18 protein-coding genes and 1 pseudogene are annotated in these 19,182 nt (G+C 71.9%); 11 read left to right on the forward strand and 8 right to left on the reverse strand.

All coding sequences use genetic code 11. The features are described from left to right. Positions 1–3: 3 nt before the first annotated feature. Both WMF14_RS03885 and WMF14_RS03890 read left to right on the forward strand, forming a co-directional pair. On the forward strand, positions 4–840 hold the full coding sequence (locus tag WMF14_RS03885; protein ID WP_437798829.1) for an acyl-CoA desaturase: 837 nt from the start codon (positions 4–6) through the stop codon (positions 838–840). A gap of 10 nt (positions 841–850) precedes the next feature. Beyond that, positions 851–1,282: an STAS/SEC14 domain-containing protein gene (locus WMF14_RS03890; protein ID WP_272097803.1), complete on the forward strand. Its 432-nt coding sequence runs from the start codon at positions 851–853 to the stop codon at positions 1,280–1,282. 74 nt (positions 1,283–1,356) lie between these two features. Here the strand turns inward: WMF14_RS03890 and WMF14_RS03895 are convergent, their stop codons facing one another. After that, complete coding sequence (locus tag WMF14_RS03895) at positions 1,357–2,202, reverse strand: GFA family protein (protein ID WP_272097804.1); 846 nt, start codon at positions 2,200–2,202, stop codon at positions 1,357–1,359. A gap of 142 nt (positions 2,203–2,344) precedes the next feature. Then, the gene (bioA, locus tag WMF14_RS03900) at positions 2,345–3,646 is read right to left on the reverse strand and encodes an adenosylmethionine--8-amino-7-oxononanoate transaminase (RefSeq protein WP_437798831.1); all 1,302 of its coding nucleotides are present in this window, start codon (positions 3,644–3,646) and stop codon (positions 2,345–2,347) included. 293 nt (positions 3,647–3,939) lie between these two features. Here bioA and WMF14_RS03905 point away from each other — a divergent pair, with 293 nt between their 5' ends. From WMF14_RS03905 to WMF14_RS03915, 3 genes are all read left to right on the forward strand, one after another. Next, entirely contained in the window at positions 3,940–4,791 is an 852-nt protein-coding gene (locus WMF14_RS03905; protein WP_437798832.1) for an alpha/beta fold hydrolase, read from the forward strand. 100 nt (positions 4,792–4,891) lie between these two features. Then, entirely contained in the window at positions 4,892–5,641 is a 750-nt protein-coding gene (locus WMF14_RS03910; protein ID WP_437798833.1) for an RNA polymerase sigma factor, read from the forward strand. Further along, complete coding sequence (locus WMF14_RS03915) at positions 5,638–5,880, forward strand: anti-sigma factor family protein (protein WP_437531878.1); 243 nt, start codon at positions 5,638–5,640, stop codon at positions 5,878–5,880. The genes WMF14_RS03910 and WMF14_RS03915 overlap by 4 nt, the downstream gene beginning before the upstream one ends. Positions 5,881–6,037: 157 nt before the next feature. Here the strand turns inward: WMF14_RS03915 and WMF14_RS03920 are convergent, their stop codons facing one another. From WMF14_RS03920 to WMF14_RS03930, 3 genes are all read right to left on the reverse strand, one after another. Next, positions 6,038–6,889: a hypothetical protein gene (locus WMF14_RS03920; RefSeq protein ID WP_437798834.1), complete on the reverse strand. Its 852-nt coding sequence runs from the start codon at positions 6,887–6,889 to the stop codon at positions 6,038–6,040. Between the two features lie 130 nt (positions 6,890–7,019). Further along, the gene (locus tag WMF14_RS03925) at positions 7,020–8,906 is read right to left on the reverse strand and encodes a DEAD/DEAH box helicase (RefSeq protein WP_437798835.1); all 1,887 of its coding nucleotides are present in this window, start codon (positions 8,904–8,906) and stop codon (positions 7,020–7,022) included. A gap of 144 nt (positions 8,907–9,050) precedes the next feature. Continuing rightward, positions 9,051–9,497, reverse strand: coding sequence for a hypothetical protein (locus WMF14_RS03930; protein WP_272097810.1), 447 nt, complete (start codon positions 9,495–9,497; stop codon positions 9,051–9,053). 265 nt (positions 9,498–9,762) lie between these two features. On the opposite strand from WMF14_RS03930, the gene WMF14_RS03935 reads away from it, so the two are divergent. Together WMF14_RS03935 and WMF14_RS03940 are read left to right on the forward strand one after the other, a co-directional pair. Beyond that, complete coding sequence (locus WMF14_RS03935; RefSeq protein WP_437798836.1) at positions 9,763–11,319, forward strand: dipeptidase; 1,557 nt, start codon at positions 9,763–9,765, stop codon at positions 11,317–11,319. Between the two features lie 278 nt (positions 11,320–11,597). Next, a complete protein-coding gene (locus WMF14_RS03940) occupies positions 11,598–12,656 on the forward strand; it encodes a 3-keto-5-aminohexanoate cleavage protein (RefSeq protein WP_437798837.1) in 1,059 nt (352 codons plus the stop codon). Positions 12,657–12,703: 47 nt separating this feature from the next. On the opposite strand, the gene WMF14_RS03945 is transcribed toward WMF14_RS03940, so the two are convergent. After that, complete coding sequence (locus tag WMF14_RS03945) at positions 12,704–14,029, reverse strand: MFS transporter (protein WP_437804140.1); 1,326 nt, start codon at positions 14,027–14,029, stop codon at positions 12,704–12,706. A gap of 249 nt (positions 14,030–14,278) precedes the next feature. Here WMF14_RS03945 and WMF14_RS03950 point away from each other — a divergent pair, with 249 nt between their 5' ends. Beyond that, positions 14,279–16,549: a hypothetical protein gene (locus WMF14_RS03950; RefSeq protein WP_437798838.1), complete on the forward strand. Its 2,271-nt coding sequence runs from the start codon at positions 14,279–14,281 to the stop codon at positions 16,547–16,549. Positions 16,550–16,561: 12 nt separating this feature from the next. On the opposite strand, the gene WMF14_RS03955 is transcribed toward WMF14_RS03950, so the two are convergent. Both WMF14_RS03955 and WMF14_RS03960 read right to left on the reverse strand, forming a co-directional pair. After that, positions 16,562–16,828 carry a hypothetical protein gene (locus tag WMF14_RS03955; RefSeq protein WP_437804463.1) on the reverse strand — a complete coding sequence of 89 codons (267 nt, stop codon included), beginning with the start codon at positions 16,826–16,828 and terminating at the stop codon, positions 16,562–16,564. Positions 16,829–16,832: 4 nt separating this feature from the next. After that, positions 16,833–17,093 (reverse strand): annotated as a pseudogene (locus tag WMF14_RS03960) (nitrate reductase); the annotation flags it as partial. Between the two features lie 317 nt (positions 17,094–17,410). Here WMF14_RS03960 and WMF14_RS03965 point away from each other — a divergent pair. The 3 genes from WMF14_RS03965 to WMF14_RS03975 all read left to right on the forward strand — a co-directional run bounded on the left by WMF14_RS03965 (position 17,411) and on the right by WMF14_RS03975 (position 19,146). Beyond that, complete coding sequence (locus WMF14_RS03965) at positions 17,411–17,809, forward strand: low affinity iron permease family protein (RefSeq protein WP_437798839.1); 399 nt, start codon at positions 17,411–17,413, stop codon at positions 17,807–17,809. A 117-nt stretch (positions 17,810–17,926) separates the two neighbouring features. Beyond that, a complete protein-coding gene (locus WMF14_RS03970; protein WP_437798840.1) occupies positions 17,927–18,397 on the forward strand; it encodes an MgtC/SapB family protein in 471 nt (156 codons plus the stop codon). A gap of 116 nt (positions 18,398–18,513) precedes the next feature. After that, a complete protein-coding gene (locus WMF14_RS03975; protein WP_437798842.1) occupies positions 18,514–19,146 on the forward strand; it encodes a MarC family protein in 633 nt (210 codons plus the stop codon). Positions 19,147–19,182 lie beyond the last annotated feature (36 nt).

The following is a 19,182-nucleotide window of genomic DNA, read 5'->3' on the forward strand; positions in this document are numbered from 1 at the left end:
GCCATGAAGGGCCGCACGCGCCTCGTCGCGATCGCCTACCTCGCCCTGGTGCACGCCGGCGCCCTCCTCGGGCTGCTCCTGCCGATCCGGGCGAGCTCCATCGCCCTCGCCGCCGCGCTCTACGCGGCGCTCCAGCTCTCGACCGTGGTCGGCCTGCACCGGCTGCTCTCGCACCGCGCGTTCCGCTGCCCGAAATGGGTCGAGTATGCGCTCGTGTCGGTGGCGATGATCAGCGGCCAGGGCAGCCCCATCGCGTGGGTGGCCACGCACCGGCGGCACCACGCCCACACCGATCGCGAAGGCGACGTCCACTCGCCGCGCCGTGGCCTCTGGTACGCCCACCTCGGGTGGATCCTCGACGATGGATCGACCGACCCCCGCGATCCGGAGAAATACTGCCGCGATCTGGTCGGCGATCCCTACTACCGGTGGCTGCTCCGCTGGCGCTTCGCCCCGCAGGTCGCGGCGGTCCTGCTCGCGGGTCTCGCCCTCGGCTGGGCCGCGGTGCCCTTCGTGTTCTTCGTGCCGCTCGTGTGCTGGATGCACGCGACCTACCTTGTGAACTCCGTCTGTCACGCGCCCCGCTTCGGCAGCCGCGCGTTCGATACCCGCGACGGGAGCCGCAACGTGGGCTGGGTGGCGGTCCTGACCTTCGGCGAGGGCTGGCACAACAACCACCACGCCTTCCCGCGCGCCGCCCGGCAAGCGATGGCGCCCGGGCAGCACGACCTCGCCTTCCTGTTCATCCGCGCGCTCGCTGCGGTCGGGCTCGCCTCGGACATCCAGCCGAGCTCGGCGGACCGTGAGAGGTTGCACCCCGCCGCGCAGCCGAGGCGCTAGCATGGCTGGCATGAGCGATCTCGGCCTGAAGGACGCGAGCTCCGATGTTCGTGACGACCCCGACGGCATCGTGCGGGTGGTGATCCACGGCGAGGTCTCGGAAGACCGGGTGCGCGCTGTCCTCGGCGCGATCCGGCGCGTGGCGGAGAGCGGCCGTGACGTCCTGGTGCTCGCCGACGCGCGTCACATGGGCCCTATCTCCGCTTCGGCGCGTAAGGCGGTCACGGAAGAGGTGCGGAGCACGCGCGTCGATGCGGTCGCGATGATCGGAGCGAGCTTTTCCATGCGCGTGATCGTGGCGCTCCTCGCGAAGGGCGTACAAATGCTCACAGGACAGCCCTACCCGCAGCAGTTCTTTGACACCGAGGGCGAGGCGCACGCGTGGCTGCTCGCTCGGCGAGACGCGCTCCGGGCCGGGCGGGGCCCGGGTACACCTGAGTGACCGCGCGTGTGCACAGGGGCGCTCCAGGACGCCCGTTCGGTGAAGGTGCCGTGGCCGATCGCTCGATCGCGGCGTCAGGCCTGGGGCGGGTACTCGGCGAACTGCGGCAGGGCATCCGTGATCGGGAACCAGCTCGCCTTGGAGTCGACGAAGATGTGGGCTGCGGGGCGGATGCCGGGATCGGTGTCGAGCGTGCCCGCGGGCACCACGGCGAAGCCGCGCTCGGATGACAGACGGGGGGCCGCGCCGCCGCAGCGCTTGCAGAACGCGACGGTGAAGAACCGCGCGTCGGGCACCTTGTAGCTCGCGATCTGCGCGTCACCGTGGATCCAGCGGAAGCTGTCCAGGGCGACGAAGACGTTGGTCGCGTGCGCGGAGCTGCGCCCGAGGCGACAGCGCGTGCAGTGGCAGCTCACCATGCGGAGGGGCGCGCCGTCGAACTCGAAGGCCACGTCCCCGCACAGGCAGCTCCCCTGGGTGACGCCCTCTTTCGGCGGGGCCACGGGGCGCGAGACGACCGGCGCCTGCATCTCGGGCCGCCACTCCTCGAACTGCGGCAGGGAATCCGTGATCGTGTACCAGGGCGCCTTGGAGCCGACGAACTGGTGGAACTTCGGCTCGATGCCGAGATCGCCCTCCAGGTTGCCGGCATGGAGCACGGCGAGCTGCCTCTCGGGGCGGAGCATCGGCGTGGCCGAGCCGCAGGTGCCGCAGAAGGAGCGACGGTCGCTCGCGCAGGAGGGGCGGATGGCGTCCTCGCCGGCGAGCCAGCGAAAGCCGGGCAGCGGCGCGACGACGGCCGTGGTGAACGCCGTGCCGTTGAACTTGCGGCACATCGAGCAGTGACAGTTCAGCATGGTCTGGAACGGACCGTCGATCTCGAAGCGGACCGTCCCGCATAGACACGCGCCCTTGGTCATGTTCGCATCTCCCGTGATCGTGGGTGCTCCGTGTGCGCAGGAGCGATGGATTGCGCGTGCACGCTAGCACGGCGCGGTGTCCAGGCGCGCGTCCAGGTTCGATTCGAGGGCGCCCTTCACCCGAGGCGCGCCGTCGAGCGGCTCAGATCCCCGACAGCACACCCACGATCGCCTCGCTGATCCGCGATAGCTCGGCTGGCTCGATGATGTAAGGAGGCATGGTATAGACCAGCTTCCCGAAAGGCCGTAACCAGACGCCGCGCTCCACGAACGCCGGCTGCACGCGCGCCATGTCGACGGGCTGCTTGAGCTCGACCACGCCGATGGCGCCGAGCACGCGCACGTCGGCCACCGCGTCGAGCGCGCGGCAAGGGGCGAGCTCGCGGCGGAGCTGGGCCTCGATGGCCGAGACGCGCGCGCGCCACGGCGAGCCGAGCAGGAGCCGGATGCTGGCCAGCGCGGCGCTGCAGGCGAGCGGATTGCCCATGAACGTGGGGCCGTGCATGAACACGCGCGGCTCGCCCCGGGAGATGGTCTCGGCCACACGCTCGGTGAAGAGCGAGGCGGCAAGCGTCATGGTGCCGCCGGTGAGGGCCTTGCCCAGGCACAGGATGTCCGGCGCGATGCCCGCGTGCTCGCAGCCGAACATCTCCCCGCTGCGGCCGAAGCCGGTCGCGATCTCGTCGAGGACGAGCAGCACGTCGTGCCGGTCGCAGAGCGCGCGCAGCTCGCGCAGATAACGTGGGTGGTAAAAGCGCATCCCGCCGGCGCCCTGCACCACGGGCTCCAGGATGACGGCCGCCACCTCGTGCGCGTGCCGCTCGAGCAGCTCGGCCATGCCGTCGAGCGCGTACGGCGACCACGGCGCGCCGAACGCAGGACCAGGCGCCGGGGCGAACAGGTGCTGCGTGAGCGCGCCGCGAAAGAGGTGGTGCATGCCGTTCACCGGGTCGGTGACCGCCATCGCGCCGAACGTGTCGCCGTGGTAGCCGCCGAGCACGCTGACCAGACGGCGCTTCTCCGGCTGTCCCCGCGCGATGAAGAACTGGAGAGCGAGCTTGATGGCCACCTCGACCGACACGGATCCGGAGTCGGCGAGGAAGACGCGCGTCAGCGGCTCGGGCGTGAGCGCCACCAGCGCCTCGCACAGCTCGACCGCCGGCGCGTGGGTGAGGCCGCCGAACATCACGTGGCTCATCCGCCCGAGCTGGGCGCTGATCGCCGCCGTCAGCGCCGGGTGCCCGTAGCCGTGGATGGCGGCCCACCAGGAGGACATGCCGTCGATGAGCTCGCGGCCGTCGGTCAGGGTGAGGCGGACGCCCTCGGCGCGCTCGACGGCGAAGAGCGGCGCGCTCGAGAGGGGCGCCGCGTAGGGGTGCATCACGCAGCGGCGGTCGCGGGCGACGAGATCGTCTCGGCCAGGAATGGCGCTCTCCGATGGCATGGCGACGCGTCTAGCCCAGAACGCCCATCGCCACCAGGTCCGCCGGGCGCGCCGGCGGTCGCCGCGCCGCCGCGCCCGGCGCCGTCCTGCGGCGGGACGCGGCCTCGGCGCCCTCCGGACGATTCCTCGAACAGGCTGTAACGTTCGGACCCCCTCCGAGACTGTGCAAGTAGCGGGATAGCCGTCGCGGCGCCGGGGACACGCCCGGGCGCAGGGGCGCGCGCATCCATCGCACGTCGAAATACCGATGACGTCGCGCTCGAGGAGAGCCTGGCGACGATGAGGAGACATCCATGAACGGTCTGCTTCGCAAGGTCCTGCGGTCTGCCACCATGATCTCGGCCGCTGCGCTCATGTCGTCCGCGCTGCCCGGCTGCGGCGGCAGCGACACGGACGGGGGCACGGGAGGCGGCGGGGCCCAGCCCTCGGACAAGAACACGTATGTTCTCGTCCACGGCGCCTTCGTGGGCGCATGGGCATGGGACAAGGTGGTGCCGCTCCTCGAGGCCGGCGGCAACGAGGTGATCGCCCTCGATCTCCCCGCTCACGGCGAGGACGAGACGCCCGTCGCGGACGCCGGCCTGCAGGCCTATACCGACGCCGTGGTGGAGGCCATCGACAGCGCCTCGCGCCCCGTGATCCTCGTCGGCCACAGCATGGGCGGCACCGTGGTGAGCCAGGCCGCCGAGCAGCGGCCCGACAAGGTGAAGAAGCTCGTCTACCTGACCGCGTTCCTGATCAAGGACGGCCAGTCGCTGAGCCAGGAGTGGGCCGATGACGAAGGGGCCGCGATCAAGGAGTACGCGGCCGCTTCGGACGACGGCACGACGCTGACCTTCAAGGAGGGGTGGGCCGCGAACGCCTTCTGCCAGGATTGCTCTCCGGAGGACGTCGCGCGGCTCGAGAGCCACCTGCGCGAGGAGCCCGCGAAGCCGTTCGACGAGCCGATCCATGTCACGGAGGAGCGGTGGGGGAGGGTCCCCCGGGTCTACATCGAGGCGCTCAAGGATCTCGCCATCAGCCCTGCAGAGCAGAAGCAGCAGTACACGGCCTTGCCCTGCGAGCGGGTCATCTCGATCGACGCGGGCCACGCCCCCTTCCTGACGAAGCCGAAGGAGGTCGCGGATGCGCTGACGTCGCTTTGACCGGGTGACGGCTGTCGTCCTCCGCGGGGCGAGCCGCTCCGGAGCTGCGTAGAGCCGCGTCGATTGATGCGGGGCTCGGCGGCGTGATACCGTGCTCCGCGTGTCCCACGACCCCTCGGCCGCCGCCGACGGCAAACAGGCCGCAACGGCGCAGCGCGCATCGGCCGAGGTAGGCCCGCTCTTCGCGCCTGGCGCGCAGGGCGGCGCGGCTGAGCCCGCATGCGCGGCGCCGGCGGACGACATCGCGCTCGTCCGCCGGCTGCTCGCGGGGGACGAGCAGGCCTTCGAGCAGCTCGTGACCCAGCTCCACACACCCATGCTCCGGCTCGCCCGCGCGGTCGCCGGTCCCGCGGGCGCGCAGGAGGTCGTCCAGGAGACCTGGGCGGCGGTCTTCGATGGGCTCGTGCGCTTCGAGGGGCGCTCCGCGCTGAAGACATGGGTGTTCAGGATCCTGACGAACCGCGCCAGGACGTTGGGCACCCGGGAGAAGCGCATGGTCCCTGTCTCCTGGCTGGAGGACGGGGATCTGGGCAGCGAGCCGGCGGTCGATCCGGCCCGATTCGACAGCACCGGTGACTGGTCGACTCCACCTGTTCCGTGGACGGAGCAGAGCCCGGAGGTGCTCTTGCTGCGCAAGGAGATGGGCGCCCTGCTGCAGCGAGAGCTCGAGACGCTGGCGCCTGGACAGCGCGCCGTGGTCCTCCTACGCGACGTGGAGGGGTGTCCCTCCGACGAGGTCTGCGAGATCCTGGGTATCAGCGAGGCGAACCAGCGGGTCCTCTTGCACCGTGGCCGATCGAAGCTCAGGGCCGCGCTCGAGCGCTACATGACGAGGGGTGAGCGCGCATGATCGTCACATGCTGTCAGCTGACCGAGATGATCACCGACCGGAGCGAGGGAAAGCTGTCCTCCGAGCAGGAGGAGGGCTGCGCGCGGCACCTCGCGTGGTGCGACAGGTGCCGCACCTACCTGAAGCAGATGGATCTGACGATCGACGCGCTCCAGGGGCTCCCGGGCGAGCCGCTGCACGACGACGTCCGCGCTACGCTGTTCGCGCAGTTCCAGCGGCGGAAGACCACCGCCGACTGAGCTGAGCTTCCAGAGGGCTGGCCGCCGGCGCCTGACAGCGAAACGCGCAGGTGCCGCACGCTCGCTGCCAGGGACACGGAAATGAGCGGCAGGGACAATCGGAGCTGGCGCGCTCAGCGGGCGTTCGCGCCGCGCGTCAGGGGCAGCCGCGCCGCGCCTAGCGCGGGACCTCGGGGATGAACTCGGCGCCCAGGCGGAAGATCAGGAAGTCCTTGGTGACGTTGCCGCCGCCGCTGCTGTCGGGCCACATGAAGGGGCTGCCGGCGCTGCGGTCCGGGTCCCACTCGTACCACATCCACCGAGCCTCCTTGTCGATGTCACAGACGATGGAGAACTCATTGCCGGGCTCCGGGACCGAGCGTTCCGTGTCGTTCCGTTCTCCGAACGCGACATAGCCGTGCGCAGACGCCTCGGTCGTCGTCCAGCCGGCGCTGGTCGTCTGCGGGTCGAGATCACCGCTGTTGCAGCGCCCGATATACTGGTTGATGGTCTCCAGCGTCGGCCCCTTCGAGCCGAGGTCGTAGTCCTCGCCCGTCGCGCAGACCTCCCACGCGCCGTCGCCGGTGAAGACGGGAGCGGCCCCCTCGCGGAAGAACTGGCCGAGCACGCCCTGTGTCGTGCTCTTGTCGGCGTACGTGATGATGTAAAGATAGTGCCCGGCGTTCGCGGACGCCGCCGGCACCGTGTAGGACTCCGGCCCGTTGCCGATGGGACAGGAGAAGATCTTTCCGGCGAGGGTGTTCTCGACGCCCCCGAAATAGTTCAGGAGCCCGTCGCCGGTTCCGTAACCGAAGCCGTACGCATTGTCGGCCGTGATGATCACGCTCACCGCGGTCGAGAGCCCGGTCCCTCCGCCGACGCCGGTGATCTCACCGAGACCGTTCTCGTCATCCCCGCCCGCTCCCCCGTCACCGGCGCCGGTATTGTCAGGATTGGTGCCGGCGTCCGAACACCCGGATGCATGAAGCGCGACAGCAAAAGCCCAAGCTGAAGCAAGACGTAGGTTCATTCCACCAGGATCGGCGAAGTCGCGCCTTGCGTAAAGGCTCCCCGGCCAGAACGATCGTGCTGTCTGGGCGTCGCGCGCCATCTAGCCATCTAGCCTGGCCGGACTCCTGGTGGGGGGAACTGGCTGCCGGCTAGGCCCGTGGACGCCGCCGCGGGGGCGCCATACCCGCCGCCTCGCCCCGGGGCTCAGCCGCGCCGCCGCGGGCCTCGGCCGCCTCGCCTCGGGCCCCAGCCACGCCCCCGCGGGCCTCGGCCGCCCCGCCTCGCGCCTCACGGGACCCGGCGTCGTCCCGGCGGACCTGGACCTTGCGGCCCTTCAGCCGTGTGGCGCGCAGCGCCTCGATGACGGCGTCCGCCGCGTCGGCCGGGACCTCCACCGTGGAGAAGCCGTCGGCGATCTCGATGGCGCCGATGTCGCGGGAGCTCAGCGACGCCTCGTTCGCGATGGCGCCGACCAGATCGGCCGGCCGGATGCCCGCGTTGCGCCCCGCGCTGATGTGCAGCCGGGCGACGTTGCCGTCGGTCTCCCGCGCCTCCCGCCCCTCGCGCCGCGGTCGCGCCTGCGCCTCGCCGGGGCGCCCGCGCGCCCCCGCGGGGCCGCGCGGCGCGCGGTCGTCGCGGGCGCGCTCCGGCCCGCGCGGAGGCGGCCGGAACGACGGGATCTCCGCCTTGTCCTCCTCCCGGTCCCCCTCCGTCGCGTCGTGGGCGAGCTTCACCGCCGCCGCCGCGATGTCCATCACGTCGAACTCGTCGGCGAGCGCCTCGACGACGACCCGGAACCGCTCGGCGCCGCCCTCGATCAGCGCCTCCCGCAGCGAGGCGCGCGTCAACTCCAGGCGCCGCGCGCGCAGATCGGCCACGGTCGGGAGGGTGGCGGCCTCGATGCGCTGCCCGGTGAGCCGCTCGACGTTGCGGATCAGGTAGTGCTCGCGCGGCTCGACCAGCGTGATCGCCGCGCCCTCGCGGCCGGCGCGCCCCGTGCGGCCGATGCGGTGGACGTACACCTCGGGGGCGCAGGGGACGTCGTAGTTGATGACGTGCGAGACATGCTCGATGTCGAGCCCCCGCGCCGCGACGTCGGTGGCGACGAGCAGCTCCGCCGTGCCGGCGCGGAAGCGGGCCATCACGCGATCGCGGTGCTCCTGCGAGAACCCGCCGTGGAGCGCCTGGGCCTCGTAGCCGCGGGCGCGCAGCGCCTCGGTCAGCTCGTCGACCTCGTTGCGGGTGCGGCAGAAGAGGATGGCCGACGACGGGTCCTCCATGTCGAGCACCCGGGTCAGCGCGGCGGACTTGTGCGCCCGCGGCACGATGTACGCCGTCTGGCGGACGCGGGGGAGCTCGCCGGGGGCCGCCTTCTCGCCCGCGATCTTGACCCGCACCGGCTCGCGCAGGTGCCGGCCGGCGATCGCGGCGATCCGCGGGGGCAGCGTGGCGGAGAAGAGCACGGTCTGGCGCGCCGCCGGTGTGGCCGAGAGGATCTCCTCCAGCGCCTCGGCGAAGCCCATGTCGAGCATCTCGTCGGCCTCGTCGAGCACGACCGTGCGGATGCCGTCGAGCGCGAGCGTGCCGCGCCCGATGTGGTCGAGCGTCCGGCCCGGCGTGGCCACGACGACGTGGACCCCGCGGCGGAGCGCGCGGAGCTGCTGCCCGAAGGGCTGGCCGCCGTAGACCGACAGCACCTGCACGCCGAGCCGGCGGCCGTAGCGGTGCATCGCCTCGGCCACCTGCATGGCCAGCTCGCGGGTCGGAACGAGCACGAGCGCCTGGGGCAGGCCAGATGGCTCGCCGCCGATCTGGAGGCGCTGGAGCAGCGGCAGCGCGAACGCGGCCGTCTTCCCGGTCCCGGTGGCGGCCTGCCCCAGCAGGTCGCTCCCGGTCAGGAGGTGCGGGATCGCCTCGCGCTGGATCGGCGTGGGCTCTTCGTAGCCGAGCTCGGCGAGCACACCGAGAAGCGAAGGGGCGATGCCGAGCGCGGCGAAGCTGACGGACGAGGGGGGCGTCTCCACAGGGCTCCCCATGTCATGGTCGCGCGCTCGCGCGGCCGCAACCCGGCATCCGGCGCGGAGCGCAGCGCGCGCGGCGGACCGCTCCGTGGGGCGCGACTTTCGGTCGAAATCGCGCGCGGCGGTCGTGCGCGCGCGGCAGGCGAGCCCGCTGCCCGATCAGCCGAGCTTCGCGGCGAGGGCGCGGTACCGCTCCGGCAGGCGCGCGGCGTCCAGCCGGCCGAGGAGCGCGCGCGCGGCCTCCTGCGCGCGGGGGCTGCCCTCGGGCGCGCGGCTCACCGCCTCGAGGTAGAGCTCGAGCGCGCGCCTGCGCTCCGCGAGCGCCTGCGCGGCCCGGCCCCGGAGCTCGAGGATCTCGGCCTGCTCCGCGGAGAGCGCCGCGTACGCGCCGATCTTCTCGTGGTCGCCGAGCAGCGTGGCCGCGCCCGCGGCGTCGAGCCGGTCGAGCATGTCCCGCATCGGGCCGAAGAGCCCGTCGGCCGTTGTGCGGACGAGCAGCTCCGCCTCGTCGAGCTGGCCGGCGCGCCGGAGCCCGGCGACCCTGCCGATGGCCTCGGCGAGCTGCTCGATCATGCGGAGGATGTAGTCGCGCTGCCGGAGCGACATCGGGTCTTCGTTCGAGTCTAGGACACCGAGCTCGTCGATCGAGCGAGAAATGAGCCACCAAGCCGCCAGGGACGCCAAGAACAGAGCACGCTCACGGCGTCCTTGGCGCCTCAGCGGCTCAAGATCCCGCTCCATCGAGGCCAGGGGCCACCACCAGGACCGATATGTCGGTGCCGAGCGGCGCTGCTGCCTCGCCTCGCCGGCGCACGATCCTGCCGCCGTCATGGCTCGCTTTCCCGCCGAGCTCGCATGGTACGATCCGGTCATGCGCATTTCGCCATCCCTCGCGCTGCTCGCCGCCGCGTCGCTCGCGGCCTGCGTTCGTTCCCCTGCGCCCGCCGCGGTGCCCGATGTCGTCGCGCCGTCCGCCGACGACGTCGGGCCCTGGTACACGTCGGCGCCCGACCTCGCGGCGGTCCCGCCGGGGCTCGAGACGCCGGAGCAGCGGGCCGCGCGGCTGCAAGCCAAGGCGATCCTCGTGGATGGCCACAGCGGCGTGCCCTCGCTGCTCCTCGGCGGCTCGTTCGCTCAGGTGAGCCAGGACGACGAGCTGATGGCCGAGGAGATCGCCAGGATCAAGGCTGCGGGCGTCACCGGCGCGTTCTTCCCGATCCACGTGAGCGCGTCCGCGCCGCCTTCGTCCTCGCGGCTCGGCGGCAGCGCCGCGCGCCGCGCGCTCGATCTCATCGAGGCGACCCACCGGCAGGTCGAGCGCCACCGCGAGACGCTGACGCTCGTGCGCAACGCGAAAGACGTGCGCCGCGCCGAGCGCGAAGGCAGGATCGCCGTGATCATGGGCATCGAGGGCGGGCACGCCATCGAGAACTCCCTGCCTGCGCTGCGCTCGTTCTACCGCCTCGGCGTCCGCACCATGGCGCTCACGCACATGACAACGAACGACTGGGCAGGCTCCGCGGGAGGAGCCCTCGATCCCGGGTATGTGCGCGACCGAGGCCTGTCCCCCTTCGGTGAGGCCGTGGTCCGCGAGATGCAACGGATCGGCATGGTGGTCGACGTCTCGCATGCATCGGACAGCACGTTCCAGGGCGTCATGAAGGTGGCCAGGGCGCCGATCATCACCTCTTCCACGATGCCCGCCGCCGGCCACCGCCGCCGCAACCTCGACGATTACATGCTGCGCGCGATCGCGGAGAACGGCGGGCTCGTCATGGTGAACTCCTGGGCGCTCTTCCTGGACGAGGCGTATGCGGAGCAGTCGGCACGCTTCGCGCAGAAGTACGGGGCGCACCTCAAGGAGCTCGGCGAGAGGCTCCCGGGCGACACGAGGGCGCTCCGCGAGGAGATCGAGAAGCTCAGGACCCAGGAGGGGCAGATAACGCCGCCGCTGTGGCGGATCATCGACCATGTCGACCACGTGGTGAAGGTCGCGGGGATCGAGCATGTCGCCCTCGGCTCCGTCTTCGATGGGAACGAGGCGCTCAAGGAGGGGCTCGCAGGCAGCGCCGGGGCCCCGAACATCACGCTGGAGCTCATCCGTCGCGGCTACTCGGATGCGGACATCCTCCGCCTGCTGGGCGGGAACTTCGTGCGGGTCCTCGAGCAAGCCGAGTTCTATGCGGCCTCGACGGAGACCACGCTGTCCGGGGACGGCAGCACACAGCAGCTCAGCGCGGCCGAGCTGGGCGATCTGCCGGCGCAGCCCCTGCTGCCGGCGCCCCCGCCGCCGGCGCACCCGCCGTCGCGGGGGCCGATGTCATGGGGGGTTGTCCCGCCGTCCTCGCCGCAGCAGCGACCTGTCGCGCAGCCCTCGAAGGCCGGAGCGCCGGAGTCTCCGTCCTCCGAGCTCCTGCTGTCGCGGTAGCCTCTCTCGGCCTGGTCCGGAGGGCGCTCCCGGTTCGCGGTCGAGCTGCGGGCGTCCTCGTCGACGAAGCAAGGAGCGGCGCTCCGCGGCCTGGCTCGCCCGCGCCAAGACGACCGCGCCGAGAGGACGAGCCGGCGCGGCCGGTGGCCCCACCACGCCGTGGCCTTGCGTTCGGCTCGGCCTAGGACCACGGAGGACGGCGCTGGCGTGGTCCAGCGCGCCGACGTGCAGGACCTCCACACCGCCTGGTCGACGGTGACCCGAAGCGGAGAATCCCTATGAATTTTCTGGATGACTCTCTGCTCCCAGAGAATCAGGAGAAGCTCGTCATCACGGTCGCGCCGTACGGGCCGGAGTGGGAGCCGGCCGATTTTCCGGAAGACATCGCGGTGACGCTGGCCGAACAGGTCCAGAAGGCCGTGGATTGCTACAACGCGGGCGCCGCCGTGCTGCACGTGCACGCGCGCGAGGCGGACGGCAAGGGCTCCAAGCGGCTGTCCATGTTCAACGAGCTCCTGGCGCGCCTGCGCGACGCGGTGCCGGGCATGATCCTCCAGGTCGGCGGCTCGATCTCCTTCGCCCCGGAGGACGCAGGGGCGCAGGCCAAATGGCTGAGCGATGACGCGCGCCACAGGCTGGCCGAGCTCTCGCCGAAGCCCGATCAGGTCACGATCGCGATCAACACCAACCAGATGAACGTCGTCGAGCTGATGTCCGAAGACGACTGCGCCGGCAGCTCGTTCGCGCGGCCGGACGTCCACGAGGCCTACCGCGAGATGACCGTGCCGGCCGGCCCGGCCTGGGTCGAGGAGCACCTGAGGCGGCTCTCGGCGGCGGGCATCCAGGCACATTTCCAGCTCGCCAACATCCCCCAGATCGAGACCGTGGAGCGCCTGATCCGCCGCGGCGTCTACACCGGGCCGCTCAACGTCACCTGGGTGGCCATCGGCGGCGGGTTCGACGGGCCGAACCCCTACAACATGATGGAGTTCATCCGCCGCGTGCCCGACGGCGCCTGTCTGACGCTGGAGACCCTCATGCGCAACGTGTTGCCGATCAACACGATGGCGATCGCGATGGGGCTGCACGCCCGCTGCGGTATCGAGGACACGTTGTGGGGACGCAAGGGGCAGCACATGACCTCCGTGCAGCAGATCGAGCAGACCGTCCGCATCGCGCGCGAGCTCGGCCGCGAGCTCGCGGACGGCAAGGAGGCCCGCCGCATCTACAAGATCGGCGAGACCTACCGGAGCGCCGACGAGACGCTGGCGAAGCTCGGCTATGCGCCCAACCGCAAGGTGGGCGAGCGCGGGGTGCCGCTGCGCGCGGCGGCCTAGCGCCGGGACGGGATCGGGGGGAGTTCGTTACAGGATGTTCCTTGGGTTCAGACATCCGCCCGTCGCCGCTCCGCGCGACGGGCACCCTCCCCGGGGGCCTGTGTGGCGTGCCGCTCGCCCAGGGCAAAGGCCAGCGCGGCCGCGAGCGCGACGAGCGGGATGACCTGCAGGGCGCCGCGGAGGCCGATGCGGTCGGCGAGGACGCCGAGCACCACTGGCCCCGGGGCCAGGCCGAGCAGGTTGTTGGCCAGCGCCAGCGTCGCGAACGCCGTCGCATGAATGGACGCCGGGATCAGGCCGGCGACCACGGCGCCGGCCGGGCCGGCCGTGCCCCCCATGAACAACGCGCCTGCCGCCATCAGCACCATTTGCAGGCGGCCCGCTGGAAGCTGGAGAGCCACACCCAGCAACGCGCAACACGTCAGGCTGTACGCGATCGCCATCCGCCACGTGCAGGCCGGCCGATGGCGGCTCAGCCGATCGGTCAACACACCGCAGACCGTCATGCCGACGCCGCCGATCAGGACGAAGGCGGCCGCGGTGACTCCCGCCGAAGCGATCGTCATGCCGTAGTAACGGTTCAGGTAGCTGGGCATCCAGGCCACCGCGGCGCCCATGATGAACAGCTGCAGACCGCTGCCGACACAGACCCAGACGAACGCGGGCGTGGAAAACAGCGCCTTCAGCACGAAGCGGAACGTCAAGGTCTGGCGCGCAGGGGGCTGCGCGACGGCGGCGCGCTGGACATCCTGCGCTGGTCGCAGCCGTCGTTCGGTCACGGTCGTGCGGTAAATCACGACCAGGATGAGGCCGAACAGGGCTATCGCCCCGAACGACCAGCGCCAGCCCACCCTTGCAGCGATGTAGCCGCCCAGCGCCATGCCCAGCACGGCGCCGAAGGCGCCGCCGGCCATCAAGGCGCCGCTCAGGCTGGCCCGCTGATGGCGCGGAAACAGCGCCAGTACGACGGCGGTGCCGACGCTGCCATACGCGGCCTCCCCGACGCCGACCACGAGACGAGCGGCGAACATCTCACCGAAGTTGGTCGACAGCGCACAACCCAGCGTCGCCACGCTCCACACCGTCGCCATGAGGGTCATGCTCCGGACGCGACCCCAGCGATCGGCCAGCAGCGACAGCGGGATGGTCAGCAGACCGACCATCAGCGCCACGACGCCGCTCAGGGCCCCCATCTGCGTATCGGACAGGCCCCACTCCATCTTCAGCGACGGGAAGACCGCGCTCAGGACCTGCCGCGACATGTGGTCGGACAGCAGCAGGCCAAAGCTCAAGGCAAAGACCAGCCAGGCGTAGGCGCGCGACACCGCGGGCGCTTCGGGGAGCCTATCCGCCTCGGCCTCGGGGGAATGCATCGCCAAGATGGCCTCCTTGCCTGTCGAGGAAATCCCCGCCCCGCACCGCAGCGCGCCTCCATCCATCCCCGCGCGGCGCACGAGCCGCGGCGATCGGGCAGCAGCTTCATGCGGCACGCGGCGGCACGTCGCAATCGCCCCGCCAGCGGTTCGGCGCCATGCCGAGCTCGGCCGGCACCTCGCCGGCGCCGGGCAATCGCGCCCTCATCGACAGGCGGCCGAGCCGGGTTTACCGTGGCGATCCCCGGGATGCGAACGGCGCCGCGAACCCTGACCCGGCCACGATCACCCACGCTTCCGGCGGCGCTCGCCGCCTGCGTGTTCGGCGGCGCGTGCTCGGAGGCGCCGCCGTCGGGCGGCCACGGCGGTGGAGGCCAGGGCGCCGGCGCGCACCCGGCGACGACGACCACGTACGCGAGCGCGGCCACGGGCTTTGGAGGCGCCCTGGAGGAGCTGCCGCGCGTGTTCACGGTGACCGGCGTCGTCACCGACGGCGCGGCGCCGCTCGAGGGCGCCATCGTGATGCAGGCCGGCGGAGAGCCGGCCCTCGTGACCGGCCCGGACGGCGCGTTCTCCATCGAGATCACGCGGGACATCCCGGGCCAGCCGACCGTGGTCGCGGCGAAGATCGGATACCGGACGGACGGCATCGAGTTCGAGGTCGTCCCCGACGGGCCGGTGGAGATCGCCATTCGCCGCGCGTCGCCGCCGGACAACGCGCTCGGCTACACCTACGGCGATCCGGGCGACGGCGATCCGCACAACTCGACGCGGTTCTGCGATCACTGCCACACGACGCTCGTTGCCCAGTTCCTCGAGTCGGGGCACGCGCGGTCGGCCAGAAGCCCGCTCCTCCAGGCCATCTACGCCGGGATCTCGATGGCCCACACGGACGAGGCCTCGTGCAGCGCCGCGGGCGGGCGCTGGAAGGCCGGCCGCGTCCCTGGGAGCGAGGGGGCCGCCGCGATGCGGTGTTATCTCGGGAGCGGCGTGCTGCCGGATCTCAACACGTCCTGCGGCGGGGGAGCGCAGCCCTCATGCGACGATCCCGCGCTGCCCGAGGCCGCGCGCCCAGCCGCGTTCGGCGCGTGCGCCGACTGCCACGCTGCGGGGATCGACGGCCCCGCGGGCGGGCGAGACCTCCTCGATGCCACCGGCATCGCGTTCGAGAAGGGCAATCACTGCGACGCTTGCCACAAGATCCGCGACGTCGATCTGAGCAAGCCGCCCGGGGTCGCCGGCGCCCTGATCGTCCAGCGCCCGCAGGAGAGGAGCTCTCCTGACCCTTCATCGAGGCTCCTGGAGGTGATGTTCGGCCCGCGGCCGGACGTGCCGAACAGGTTCATGGGCGGCAGCTACCAGCCGAAGTTCTCGTCCTCGGAGCTCTGCGGCGGCTGCCACGAGCAGAAGCAGGCGGCGCTCCTGCCCGGCGCGACGCTCGATCCGGTCCGCTGGCCCGACGGGCTCCCGATCCATCAGACGTTCTCCGAGTGGGCCGCGAGCTCCTGGAACCGCCCGGCCTCGCAGTGCCAGGCCTGCCACATGCCGGGCGTCCTCTCGCTGAAGAGCAGCCTCGACGTGACGAACGAGGCGAACGCGAGCGTCTCGCTCGGCTTCGTCCGCCCGACGGGGACGGTCCGCTCGCACATCTTCCGCGGCCCGCTGGAGGGCTCCCCGCGGCTCATCCAGGGCGCGGTCGAGGTCCGCATCGACGCCTCGGCCGCGCCGGGCGAGCTCGCGGTCACGGTCTCCCTGGCCGGCGGCGCGGCGGGCCACGCCGTCCCGACCGGGGAGCCGATGCGCGCGCTCGTGCTCCTCGTCACGGCGGAGGCGTGCGGCGCGCCCCTTGCGCCGTCGAGCGGCATGACCGTGAACGACACCGGCGGCGCGCTCGCGGAGGCGCGCGTGGGCCAGGGCGCGGCCCTGACGGGCGCCCAGCTCGCCTGGGAGGAGGGCGCGGGGCGCGCGAGGGCGGGCGACGTGGTGCGGATCGTCCGGCCGACCGGCGTCTACGACGAGTACACCGGCATCGGCCGCTTCGCGGACCCGTCGCTCGACGCGGCGGACAAGGGCCTCGAGATCCGCGCGCCGGTCGGCGAGGCGCGGGTGGTCGCCGCGGGGGGCGGCGCGATCACCCTGAGCGGCGCGATCCCCGCGCAGGACGGGGATATCGTCTACCTCGGCGCGCCCCTCGCCGCGCCGGCCGCGGACGGCCAGCCCGCAGCCGCGTTCGCCGGGGCCGCGGGCTACACCTTCGCCAAGGTGCTCGTCGATCCGGCGGGCGCGCGGCACGCGCCGCAGCACCGCGCCGTCGACATCGCCAGCGACAACCGCATCGCGCCGGGGAGCGTCGCGGTGACGTCGCACGGCTTCGCGATCCCCGCGGGCTGCTCGGCGGCCGCGAACGTCACCGCCACGCTGCTCTACCGACCTGTCCCGCTCGCCCTCGCGCAGGAGCGCGGTGTCGGCGCGCGCGATTACCTGGTCGGCTCGGCCTCCTTGCCAGTGCCGCTCGACTGAGCAGCGCGGAGATCAGGAGAAGACGAGGAGCTGCACGGCGCTCTCGCGCAGCGTGGTCTTTAGCCACCGGATCTGCACCTCCTTCTCCGGGAGCGCCGCCTCCGCGAGCGCCTTGAGCCCCTCGTCGCGCGCCGCGTGCCCCGCCTCACCGAGGAGCACCCAGCCGATCTCGCAGTCGTGCGCCATGGGGTAGAGGCGCCGCAGCTCGTTCGCGCCGCGCGGCCAGCGGTGGCTCCCGGGGTCCTCGTCCCAGCTGCCGTGGTGGAAGGGAAGGAACACGGCAGCCGAAGAGGCCTTTGGGCCCGAGGCGACCGTGGTTGGGGTGGTCCGCGCCGCGCCCGCGGACGCCGACCATGCGCCCGTCCTTGACCGCGATGTCGAGGGCGCAGCCGTTCGCGCAGAGCACGCAGGCGGAATGCACCCAGCGCTCCACGTCGCCCTCGGCGAGGCCGGGATCGAGGAGCTGATCGACGCGTGTCGGCCACGGTTCGTCCCGCCCGTACGGCGTCCGGACGCCCCAGGGATCCGCGATCCGGTCCAGCATGGGTGTTCCGATTACCGCTCCTCGCGCGCAACAGCGAGTCGGGCGAGTGATGCATTTTGCTACAGAAGCGCCTGCACGCGCGTCATTGTAGTAGCCCGCCAGGCTCGACAACGAACGCTCTGTGCGGCGGTGCGCCCGAGCGCTGCGGAGGTTCCGCCCCCGCCGGCTGTTCGCGGCGCCCGAGCTGCGGCTCGCGATCTCGCGCCGTGACGCTGCTCAAACGCGGAGTCCCGCGCGGCCGGAAGCCGTGGCTCGGCGCTTGCACTCACGAGGACCGAGGCCCGAGCCCGAGCGAGCGGTCGTGGAAAGGAGCGACGGTGCACAACAAGACGTGGTACGCGCGATTCGCGAAGCAGACGTCCTACCTCTGCGGGCGGCCCAAGGTGTTCGTGCTCGCTGTGGCCGTCATCGTTGTCTGGGCGGTCACCGGGCCCCTCTTCCACTTCAGCGACACGTGGCAGCTCGTGATCAATACGGGGACGACGATCATCACCTTCCTCATGGTGTTCCTGATCCAGAACACGCAGACGCGCGACACCGAGGCGATGCAGCTCAAGCTGGACGAGCTGATTCGCGCGACGCACGGCGCCCACAACGCGCTGCTGGATCTCGAGGAGCTGGAGGAGGGCGCGCTCGAGCAGTCTCGCAAGCGCTATCAGGCGCTTGCGAGGGCCGCGCGCAAGGCGCCGGACGACACCGACTGCCCCGACGCCTGACCCCAGAGACAGCCCTGTGGCCCGACCCCGAGCAGACACCAACGGTTCCAGGCACCGTGCCAGGCACGTGGTCGAGGGCCCTTGCGTTCAAGCACTCAGACCTTTACGGCGTCGGACATGAGCCCGCTGGATCCGTCCCGGAGCACCTTGTTGAACCTCATCCTCCGGCTGGGTCTCGCGCTCGCCTCGGGCGCGCTCGTCGGCTGGGAGCGCCACGCCGCCGGCAAGCCGGCCGGGCTGCGGACGCACATGCTGGTGAGCGTCGGCTCCGCGATCTTCGTCATGGCCGCGCTGGAAGCCTCGGCGGACTCGGCCAGCCGCGTCGTCCAGGGCATCGCGGCAGGCATCGGATTCCTGGGCGCGGGGGAGATCCTCCGGTTCTCGCAGCGCTCCGGCGGCAAACCGAGGGTGACAGGGCTCACCTCCGCCGCGGCCATCTGGGTCTCCGCTGCGCTCGGCATCAGCGCTGGATACGGGCTGTGGCGGCTCGTCGTGGCCGGGAGCGCAATTACCCTGCTCGTCCTCACGGTCGCGAGGCGCGTCGAGCGCCGCATCTCGACAGAGGATGACGAGAACGGGGCCGCGTAGCGGCGCGCGGCGCGGCTCGACGAGGGCTTCGTCCCTCCACGACGCTGTTCTGGCGCGGCCATCGAGGATGTGGGAGATGCGCCTGGCCCGCGGGGGCCGCGACCCATCCGATGAGCATGGCCCATTACGTCTCGGTCTTTCTCGTGTCGCTGTCGGCGATCTTCTTCGTCGTGGATCCGCTCGGCATCGTGCCGCTGTTCCTGACGATGACCGCGGGCGATCCGCCGGAGAAGGTGCGAAGCACGGCGCGGCGGGCGTGCGCGGTCGCCGGCGGGCTCATGCTGTTCTTCGCCCTCTTCGGCGGCGTCGTCTTCAGGGTCTTCGGCATCTCGCTGGCCGCGTTCCGCGTCGCGGGCGGGCTCTTGCTGCTCGTCACGGCGCTGGACATGCTGCGCGCCCGCTCCTCGGCGACGCGCACCACCCCGTCGGAGGAGCAGGAGGGCATCGCGAAGGAGGACGTGGCGCTGGTGCCCCTGGCCATGCCGCTCCTCGCCGGGCCGGGCGCCCTCGCCACGGTGATGGTGTTGATGGCGCGCGGGGGCAACGACCCCGTGGCCATGGGGCTGGTGCTCGCGGGCGTGGCCATCACCTTCGTGGCCTCCTACTTCGTGCTGCGCGGCGCAGGGCTGGTGCAGCGGGCGCTCAAGGCGTCCGGCATGGCCGTGCTCGAGCGCGTCATGGGCCTCATCCTGGCCGCCATCGCCGTGCAGTTCATGGCCGACGGCGTGAAGGAGCTCTGGCGCGGGTGACGCCCCGTGGAGCCGGACGAGGGGTGTGGCCGCCGC

The organism is Sorangium sp. So ce693 (genome assembly GCF_051521375.1).
Classification (GTDB): Bacteria; Myxococcota_A; Polyangia; order Polyangiales; family Polyangiaceae; genus Sorangium; species Sorangium atrum.